The following is a 246-nucleotide window of genomic DNA, read 5'->3' on the forward strand; positions in this document are numbered from 1 at the left end:
GAGAACCAGATGGCTGTCTATAAGTTTTTCCCTTACAAGAAACAGGAGTTCGTAATCGCCCTCCTTGGCGGTTCTTTTCGTCATGCCCTTATGACAGACGGGCTTTATGCATATGCCAGCTACTATGGCCCCTGCAGAAAGCTCAACTGTATGGCCCATGCGAGAAGAAAGATCTTCGAAGCCATCAAAGTCCGGTCAGACTTCGCGCAGTATCAGGCAGACGTCCTGAAGTGGGAAAAGACCACA

At 49.6% G+C, this 246-nt stretch carries 1 protein-coding gene; it reads left to right on the plus strand.

Annotated elements, in window-relative coordinates; translation table 11 throughout:
• Positions 1–9 precede the first annotated feature (9 nt).
• Positions 10–246, plus strand: a 237-nt coding sequence (locus Afil_RS11695; protein WP_230268571.1) for an IS66 family transposase, incomplete at its 3' end; no start/stop codon positions are given.

The organism is Allobaculum fili (assembly GCF_020969955.1).
Taxonomy (GTDB): domain Bacteria; phylum Bacillota_I; class Bacilli_A; order Erysipelotrichales; family Erysipelotrichaceae; genus Allobaculum; species Allobaculum fili.